Source organism: Plantibacter sp. CFBP 13570 (genome assembly GCF_014841395.1).
Lineage (GTDB): Bacteria > Actinomycetota > Actinomycetes > Actinomycetales > Microbacteriaceae > Plantibacter > Plantibacter auratus.
The window spans coordinates 1-8,469 of record NZ_JACYTW010000099.1 but is presented as its reverse complement, the minus strand read 5'-3'; the positions used below and the strand labels follow the sequence as shown (position 1 = coordinate 8,469).

General features: G+C 68.5%; 9 protein-coding genes. 6 read left to right on the top strand and 3 right to left on the bottom strand.

The window, feature by feature from the left end:
* Positions 1–900, top strand: a 900-nt coding sequence (locus tag IFT89_RS19000) for a hypothetical protein (protein WP_202939744.1), incomplete at its 5' end; no start/stop codon positions are given.
* A 71-nt stretch (positions 901–971) separates the two neighbouring features.
* Here IFT89_RS19000 and IFT89_RS18995 read toward each other — a convergent pair.
* Together IFT89_RS18995 and IFT89_RS18990 are read right to left on the bottom strand one after the other, a co-directional pair.
* Positions 972–1,460, bottom strand: a complete 489-nt coding sequence (locus IFT89_RS18995) for a hypothetical protein (RefSeq protein ID WP_137243432.1) — start codon at positions 1,458–1,460, stop codon at positions 972–974.
* Positions 1,461–1,473: 13 nt separating this feature from the next.
* Positions 1,474–2,589 carry a mannose-1-phosphate guanylyltransferase gene (locus tag IFT89_RS18990; protein WP_064294827.1) on the bottom strand — a complete coding sequence of 372 codons (1,116 nt, stop codon included), beginning with the start codon at positions 2,587–2,589 and terminating at the stop codon, positions 1,474–1,476.
* A 107-nt stretch (positions 2,590–2,696) separates the two neighbouring features.
* Here IFT89_RS18990 and corA point away from each other — a divergent pair, with 107 nt between their 5' ends.
* The 5 genes from corA to IFT89_RS18965 all read left to right on the top strand — a co-directional run bounded on the left by corA (position 2,697) and on the right by IFT89_RS18965 (position 7,489).
* On the top strand, positions 2,697–3,821 hold the full coding sequence (gene corA, locus IFT89_RS18985) for a magnesium/cobalt transporter CorA (RefSeq protein WP_085512255.1): 1,125 nt from the start codon (positions 2,697–2,699) through the stop codon (positions 3,819–3,821).
* 194 nt (positions 3,822–4,015) lie between these two features.
* Positions 4,016–4,444: a succinate dehydrogenase, cytochrome b556 subunit gene (gene sdhC, locus IFT89_RS18980; protein WP_255376691.1), complete on the top strand. Its 429-nt coding sequence runs from the start codon at positions 4,016–4,018 to the stop codon at positions 4,442–4,444.
* Positions 4,444–4,890, top strand: a complete 447-nt coding sequence (locus tag IFT89_RS18975) for a succinate dehydrogenase hydrophobic membrane anchor subunit (RefSeq protein ID WP_064294824.1) — start codon at positions 4,444–4,446, stop codon at positions 4,888–4,890. Before sdhC ends, IFT89_RS18975 begins: the two co-directional genes overlap by 1 nt.
* A 26-nt stretch (positions 4,891–4,916) precedes the next feature.
* Positions 4,917–6,719, top strand: coding sequence for a succinate dehydrogenase flavoprotein subunit (sdhA, locus tag IFT89_RS18970; protein ID WP_086474106.1), 1,803 nt, complete (start codon positions 4,917–4,919; stop codon positions 6,717–6,719).
* Between the two features lie 2 nt (positions 6,720–6,721).
* Positions 6,722–7,489, top strand: a complete 768-nt coding sequence (locus IFT89_RS18965) for a succinate dehydrogenase iron-sulfur subunit (protein ID WP_064294822.1) — start codon at positions 6,722–6,724, stop codon at positions 7,487–7,489.
* An 83-nt stretch (positions 7,490–7,572) separates the two neighbouring features.
* On the opposite strand, the gene IFT89_RS18960 is transcribed toward IFT89_RS18965, so the two are convergent.
* Positions 7,573–8,469: putative PEP-binding protein (locus IFT89_RS18960; RefSeq protein WP_202939743.1), on the bottom strand; the 897-nt coding region annotated here is incomplete at its 5' end.

The following is an 8,469-nucleotide window of genomic DNA, read 5'->3' as shown; positions in this document are numbered from 1 at the left end:
CTGCCGACCACGCCGGCGACCGCGGCCGCTGCGAGCTCGCAGCTGAGCCGGACGCAGACGACGCCGACGCCCACCCCGAGTCCCTCGCCGACCACTCCCTCGACGGCGACCCCGAAGCCGACGAAGCCTGCCACGCCGGCTCCCGGCAAGCCTGCCCAGCCGGCGCCGCCCACGGTCCGCGGCACGGACTTCGACCCGGGCGAGATCATCAGCGACGCGAACTTCTACGACGCGAACGCCATGAGCGAGGCGGACGTCCAGGCGTTCTTCGCCTCCCAGCCCTGTACCCCGAAGGACGGCGTGCCGTGCCTGGCGGACTTCCGTGCCAGCACCGAGTCCGTCCCGGCGGCCGAGCCCGGACATTGCGAGGCCTACCGCGGCGCCGTGAACGAGTCGGCGGCGAGGATCGTCGCGAAGGTCGCGCACGCGTGCGGGATCAACCCCAAGGTGCTGCTCGTCCTCATGCAGAAGGAGCAGTCACTCATCACCGGGCCGAGCGAGTACGGCTACGCGCGCGCCATGGGCTGGGGCTGCCCCGACACCGGCCCGAACTTCAGCGCGAGCTGCGACGCGGACTACTTCGGGTTCCAGAACCAGGTCTACCGTTCCGCATGGCAGTTCCGGCAGTACACGCTGTACCCGCTCAACGTGCCGGGCGAGTCCTACCAGCGGGCGTACCACCTGGGATCGGTCTACATCCAGTACAGCCCCGACGCGGCCTGCGGCGGCACCCAGGTCGACATCCGCAACCAGGCGACGGCCAACCTCTACCTCTACACGCCGTATCAACCGAACGCTGCAGCCCTCGCGAACGTCTCGGGCACGGGCGACGCCTGCAGCGCCTACGGCAACCGCAACTTCTGGCGGCTCTACACGGAGTGGTTCGGCCCCGCGGTCTGATCGCCCGGTTCGTTCGCCCGAAGACGGGCGAATCAGGGCCCGTTCGCCTGAAGACGGGCGATCGGAACGGGTCACTCGCCGATGAGGAGTGAGACCCGGTCATCGAGGTAGGCGTCGAGCGGGGTGAGCCCGAGGTCGTGCCCGGCCCAGCGGAGCATGACCGTGTCATCGACGAGGCGCAACGGACCCGACCCCTCCCGGAGTGACGCCTCGTCCAGCGCGAGCTCGACGACCTCGAAATTGACGACGTCGCCCTCGGCGAACGGGCCGCGGTGGGCCGCCTGCTGCGCGATCCGACGGTGCTCGACCTCCGAGGAGCGGTGGTTGAACCACTTCGGCTCCACGGCCCGAGTGGACTCGGCGGCGGTGAAGAGGCGACCGTCGGCCGAGAGCAGGACGACCCCGAGGCGCCACGCCCGGCCGATCGGCCGTAGCGCGGGTGCCCGCTTCACGAGCGGGAGTCCGCGGGGTGTGTAGACCTCCGCCAAGGCCTCGTCACGCACGCCTGCGGCTTGAAGACGCGCGCCCGCCTGCAGGAGCAGCTCGCGCAGCGCGGTCACCGTCGATTGCCGATCAGAGGACGTCGTCGCGACCGGACAGCTTGAGGGCGTCGACGACGCTCTTCACCCGCTGCGCGTTGGCGCTCGTGGTGACGAGCAGAGCGTCCGGGGTGTCGACGACGACGATGTCCTGCACGCCGATGAGGCTGATGACCCGACCGGTCTGGCTGACGACGATGCCGCTGGAGGCGTCCGATAGCACGCGCGCGTTCTCGCCGAGGATGGCGAGGTCGGACTTGCGCCCACCGGAGTTGAGCTTGGCGAGCGAGGCGAAGTCGCCCACGTCGTCCCAGTCGAAGTGCGCCGGCACGACGGCCATGCGACCGGCAGCCGCGGCGGGCTCCGCCACGGAGTAGTCGATCGCGATCTTCTCGAGCGCTGGCCAGACGCGGTCGACGACCGGTCCGCGGGCCGCCGCGTCGTCCCAGACCTCGGCGAGTTCGAGGAGGCCCGCCAGGAGTTCGGGCTTCTGCCGACCGATCTCCTCGAGGAGGACGTCGGCCCGCGAGATGAACATCCCGGCGTTCCAGAGGTGCTCGCCGCTCGAGACGTACCGCTTGGCCGTGGCGAGGTCGGGCTTCTCGACGAAGGAGTCGACCAGCATGACCCCTTCGGCCCCGCGGATGCCGAGGTCGCGGGCGCTCTTGATGTAGCCGAAGCCGATGGCGGGCTCCGTGGGCTGGATGCCGATCGTGACGATGTAGCGCTCCTCGGCGGCCGTGACGGCCTGGGCGACCGCGGCGCGGAACAGGCGGTCGCCGCGGATCACGTGGTCGGCGGCGAACGAGCCGACGATGACGTCGGGTTCGCGACGGACGAGGATCGCCGCAGCGAGCCCGATCGCGGCGGTCGAGTCGCGCGGCTCGCTCTCGAGCACCACGTTGGCGTCGGCGAGGTCGGGCAGCTGCTGTTCGACGGCCGCGCGGTGCGCACGCCCGGTGACGACCATGATGCGCTGGTCGCCGGCGATCGGCGCGAGGCGGTCCCAGGTGGCGCGCAACAGCGTGCTGCCGGAGCCGGTGAGGTCGTGCAGGAACTTGGGTGCGTCGGCTCGCGAGAGCGGCCAGAGACGACTGCCGATGCCGCCGGCCGGGATCACCGCGTAGAAGCGTTCGAGGGGCGTGGTCATCCCCCGAGCGTACCGCCAGGCTCCAGCCTGACGACGACGGCACGGAACCGTCATGTGACGGGATTACGATGAGCGCCAGATCGAGCATGAGAAAGAACGGTACGAGCATGGCTGGACGCAACGTCCTCGGGATCCCGATCCCGTCCTTCGGCAGCAAGCAGGCTCCGCCGGCCCCCGTCGGCCCGCCTGACGCCGCGGACCTCGACGGGCGCAACAGCATCGTCAACGCCTGCATCTACCGCCACGGTTCCCGTAGCTCGACGCTCACCTCGCTCGAGGACACCTTCCGCGCGCTCCATGAGACCCCGGACGGCGTCGCGTGGATCGGGCTCTACCGGCCCGACGCCGGCGAGCTCGGCGTCCTGGCGGCGGAGTTCGGCCTCCACCCGCTCGCCGTCGAGGACGCCATCACCGCGCACCAGCGGCCGAAGATCGAGCGGTACGACGACGTCCTGTTCGTCGTCCTCCGGGCCGCCAACTACGTCGACGAGACCGAGACCGTCGAGTTCGGCGAGCTGCACGTCTTCGTCGGCCCGAACTTCGTCATCACCCTCCGGCACGCCGAGTCCCCCGACCTGTCGCACGTGCGGGCGCGGATGGAGCAGGAGCACGAACTCCTCGCCTATGGTCCGCAGGCGATCCTGTACGCCATCATCGACGCCGTCGTCGACGGCTACGGTCCGGTCGTCGCCGGGCTCTCGAACGACATCGACGAGATCGAAGAGCAGGTCTTCGTCGGCGAATCCCAGGTGTCCCGCCGCATCTACCAGCTCTCCCGCGAGGTCATCGCATTCGAACGCGCGACGCACCCGCTCAGCGACGTGATGCTGTCGCTCGAGCAGGGCAGCGCGAAGTACGGGGTCGCCGACGAACTGCAACGCGGCCTCCGCGACGTCGCCGACCACCTCACGAGCGTCAACCAACGGATCGACGCCTACCGCGAGCTGTTGCGCGACATCCTGACCGTGAACAGCACCCTCGTCGGGCAACGCCAGAACGAGGAGATGGCGAAGATGACCGAGGCGAGCCTCAAGCAGGGCGACGAGGTGAAGAAGATCTCCTCCTGGGCCGCCATCCTGTTCGGCCCGAGTCTCATCGCGGGGATCTACGGCATGAACTTCACCCACATGCCGGAGTTGTCGTGGTGGTTCGGCTACCCGATGGCGCTCGCGCTCATGGCCACCACGAGCGTCATCCTCTACAAGGTGTTCAAGCGTCGGAACTGGTTGTGAACACCCGGTGTCGCGCGGTCGTCGCGCAGGTGTCCGGCCTCTCTCGACGTCGAGACAGTTAGGCCAGCCTTAGCGGCGAGACCGCGCATCCCACGCCTACACTTGGTCCAGCGCGCCGATTCGACGCACGGCAGGCAACAACCCCCGCACGGCAGAACGATCTGCCGCAGATAGCGACTATCAGGGAGGACCTCGTGACCGCGAGTCTCACGCGAACGTCACCGTTGGAATCCACGACATCCAAACGCCCGGCCGGCACCCTGTACCGGGGCCGTGAGGGCATGTGGTCGTGGGTGCTCCACCGGATCACCGGCGTCGCCATCTTCTTCTTCCTCCTCGTGCACGTCCTCGACACCGCGCTGGTGCGGGTCTCCCCCGAGGCGTACAACGCGGTCATCGGTACGTACAAGAACCCCATCATGGGGCTCGGCGAGGTCGCGCTCGTCGCCGCCATCGCCTACCACGCGTACAACGGCATCCGCATCATCCTCATCGACTTCTGGTCGAAGGGCACCAAGTACCAGCGGCCCATGTTCTGGATCGTCATCGGTCTCTGGGTCGTGACGATGCTCGGCTTCACGCCGCGCCACCTGATCAACGTGTTCAGCGAGATGGGCCACTGATGACGACGATCGCCGCTCCCCGCACCCCCGCTCGTCCCGCGCGCCGCAAGGGCGTCAACTGGGAGAAGTGGGGCTGGATCTACATGCGCGTCTCCGGCGTGATCCTGCTGGTCCTCATCTTCGGCCACCTGTTCGTCAATCTCATGGTCGGCGACGGCATCAAGGCCATCGACTTCGCCTTCGTCGGCGGCAAGCTGTCGAACCCCTTCTGGCAGTGGTGGGACGTCGCCATGCTGTGGCTCGCACTGATCCACGGCGGCAACGGCATGCGCACCATCGTCAACGACTACGCCACGGGTCGCACGATCCGCGGTGTCCTCAAGGTCGCGATCCTCGCCGCCGTCACCATCCTCATCATCCTCGGGACCCTGGTCGTCTTCACCTTCGACCCGTGCCCCGCCGGCGCACCTGCAGACCTGCTCGCGTCGTTCTGCCCCGCCAACTGAGCAACCGAGACCGAGCAACGGAAACCGTGACTACAGAAACCACCGAGTCCACCGTCATCGACGGCATCCACTACCACCAGTTCGACATCGTGATCGTCGGTGCCGGCGGTGCCGGCATGCGCGCCGCGATCGAGGCCGGCCCCGGAGCGAAGACGGCCGTCATCTCCAAGCTCTACCCGACGCGGTCCCACACGGGAGCGGCGCAGGGCGGCATGGCCGCTGCGCTCGCGAACGTCGAGGAGGACAGCTGGGAGTGGCACACCTTCGACACCATCAAGGGCGGCGACTACCTCGTCGACCAGGATGCTGCGGAGATCCTCGCGAAGGAGGCCATCGACGCGGTCATCGACCTCGAGAACATGGGTCTGCCGTTCAACCGCACCCCCGAGGGCAAGATCGACCAGCGTCGCTTCGGCGGCCACACCCGCGACCACGGCAAGGCGCCGGTCCGCCGCGCCTGCTACGCGGCCGACCGCACTGGCCACATGATCCTGCAGACGCTGTTCCAGAACTGCGTCCGCCTCGGCATCAACTTCTTCAACGAGTACTACGCACTCGACCTGATCATGACGAACGTCGACGGCGTCGACAAGCCGTCCGGTGTGGTCGCGTACGAGCTCTCCACCGGCGAGATCCACGTCTTCCAGGCGAAGGCGGTCATCTTCGCCACCGGTGGCTTCGGCAAGATCTACAAGACGACCTCGAACGCACACACCCTCACGGGCGACGGCGTCGGGATCATCTGGCGCAAGGGTCTCCCGCTCGAGGACATGGAGTTCTTCCAGTTCCACCCCACCGGCCTCGCCGGTCTCGGCATCCTCCTCACCGAGGGAGCCCGAGGCGAGGGTGCGATCCTCCGGAACGCAAGCGGTGAACGCTTCATGGAGCGGTACGCCCCGACCATCAAGGACCTCGCCCCGCGAGACATCGTCGCGCGCTGCATGGTCCAGGAGGTCGCGGAAGGCCGCGGTGCCGGGCCGAACAAGGACTACGTCTACCTCGACTGCACCCACCTCGGTGCCGAGGTCCTCGAGACCAAGCTGCCCGACATCACCGAGTTCGCGCGCACCTACCTCGGCGTCGACCCGGTGACGGAGCCCGTCCCGGTCATGCCGACGGCGCACTACGCCATGGGCGGCATCCCGACGAACGTCAAGGCCGAGGTCCTGAGCGACAACAACACCGTCGTCCCCGGCCTGTACGCGGCCGGCGAGTGCGCGTGCGTGTCCGTCCACGGCTCGAACCGACTCGGCACGAACTCGCTCCTCGACATCAACGTGTTCGGCAAGCGCGCCGGCAACAACGCCGTCGAGTACGTCCAGGGCGTCGACTTCACGCCGCTGCCCGAGAACCCCGCCGGCTTCGTCTCCGGCCTCATCGAGCAGATGCGGAACTCCAACGGCACCGAGCGGATCTCCACGATCCGCAAGGAGCTCCAAGAGGAGATGGACCGCAACGCCCAGGTGTTCCGGACCGACGAGTCCCTCGCCGGCGTCACCGCCACCATCCACAACCTGCGCGAGCGGTACCAGAACATCGCCGTCCAGGACAAGGGCAAGCGCTTCAACACCGACCTCCTCGAGGCGATCGAGCTGGGCTTCCTGCTCGACCTCGCCGAGGTCGTCGTCTACTCCGCTCGCAACCGTCAGGAGAGCCGTGGCGGTCACATGCGCGACGACTACCCGAAGCGCGACGACGAGAACTACATGAAGCACACGATGGCGTACCTGTCCGGCGACCCGCACTCGTCCGACGCGGCCGACCACATCCGGCTCGACTGGAAGCCCGTGGTCATCACGCGGTACCAGCCGATGGAGAGGAAGTACTAGCGATGAGCACTGCAACGCTCGAGAACCCGCCGGCCGCGGCACCGGAGGAGATCCAGTCCTTCACGGTCACCCTGATCATCCGTCGGTTCGACCCGGACGTGGACGCCGAGCCACGCTGGGAGGACTTCGACGTCGAGATGTTCCCGACGGACCGCATCCTGGACGCGCTCCACAAGATCAAATGGGAACAGGACGGGACCCTCACGTTCCGTCGTTCCTGCGCGCACGGCATCTGTGGCTCAGACGCGATGCGGATCAACGGCCGGAACCGGCTCGCCTGCAAGACGCTGATCAAGGACCTCGACATCTCGAAGCCCATCTACGTCGAGGCGATCAAGGGTCTGCCGCTCGAGAAGGACCTCGTCGTCGACATGGACCCCTTCTTCGCGTCGTTCCGTGAGGTGCAGCCGTTCCTCATGCCCGGCAAGCCCGCGGAGAAGAACAAGGAGCGCGTGCAGTCGGTCGCCGAGCGCGCCCGCTTCGACGACACCACGAAGTGCATCCTGTGCGCCGCGTGCACCTCGTCGTGCCCCGTCTTCTGGACCGACGGCCAGTACTTCGGCCCGGCGGCGATCGTGAACGCGCACCGCTTCATCTTCGACTCCCGCGACGACGCCTCGCAGGTCCGCCTGGACATCCTCAACGACCAGGAGGGCGTGTGGCGCTGCCGCACCACCTTCAACTGCACCGAGGCGTGCCCCCGCGGCATCCAGGTCACGCAGGCGATCGCCGAGGTCAAGCAGGCCATGATCTCCGGCAAGGTCTCCTAGCCCGCACCCGGTTCATCCGTCCGGCCCAGCGCACTGCGCTGGGCCGGACGTGTTCGTGCGGGACGACCGAGCGTCGAGCGACGTCAGGCCAGCGCAGCAGCTCTGGCTTCAGCCGGTGACGCGGCGCTCAGGGCGTCCATGGCCATGGCACGAGCCGCCTCGAGCGTGTAGCGGCGCAGCTCGCTCCGGACGTCGCCGAGCGCGGCCGGGGTGACCGAGAGACTCGTCGCCCCGAGGCCGACGAGCACGACCGCGAGGGCCGGATCCGCTGCCGCCTCCCCGCAGACGCCGATCGAGCGCCCTGAGGCGAGACCGGCGTCGCCGACGAGCTTGACGAGCCGCAGCACGGCCGGGTGCCACGGGTCCTGATACGAGCCGAGCGGCCCGAGGAGACGGTCCGCCGCGAGCGTGTACTGCGTCAGATCGTTGGTGCCGATGCTCACGAAGTCCGCGACGCCGAGGATCTGCGCGGCGAGCAGTGCGCTCGACGGCACCTCGATCATCGTCCCGACCGTCCGCAGGCCGAGCCGCTTGGCGAGGGTCACGAACGCCGCGGCCTCGGGGAGGTCGGCGATCATCGGGGCCATCACCCAGAGGTCCGCCTCGTGGGCGTCCTGTGCGAGCGCGAGCGCCGTGAGCTGGTCTCGGAGCACCTCGTCACGAGCTCGGAGCGCCCGGATACCCCGCACCCCGAGCGCCGGGTTGGGCTCGGCCTCGTCCGGTCGGAGGAAGGCGAGCGGCTTGTCGGCTCCGGCGTCGAACACCCGGACGACGACCCGCTTGCCCGGGAACGCCGCGAGCAACTCGCCGTAGCGGTCAGCCTGTTCGGCGACGCCCGGTGCTTCCGCGCGGTCGAGGAAGAGCAGCTCGGTGCGGAACAGCCCGACCCCCTCGGCGCCGAGGGCCAGGGCACCGGCCGCGCCGGCGACGGACCCGAGGTTCGCGAGCAGGGGCACCGGGGTGCCGTCGGCGAGTTCGCC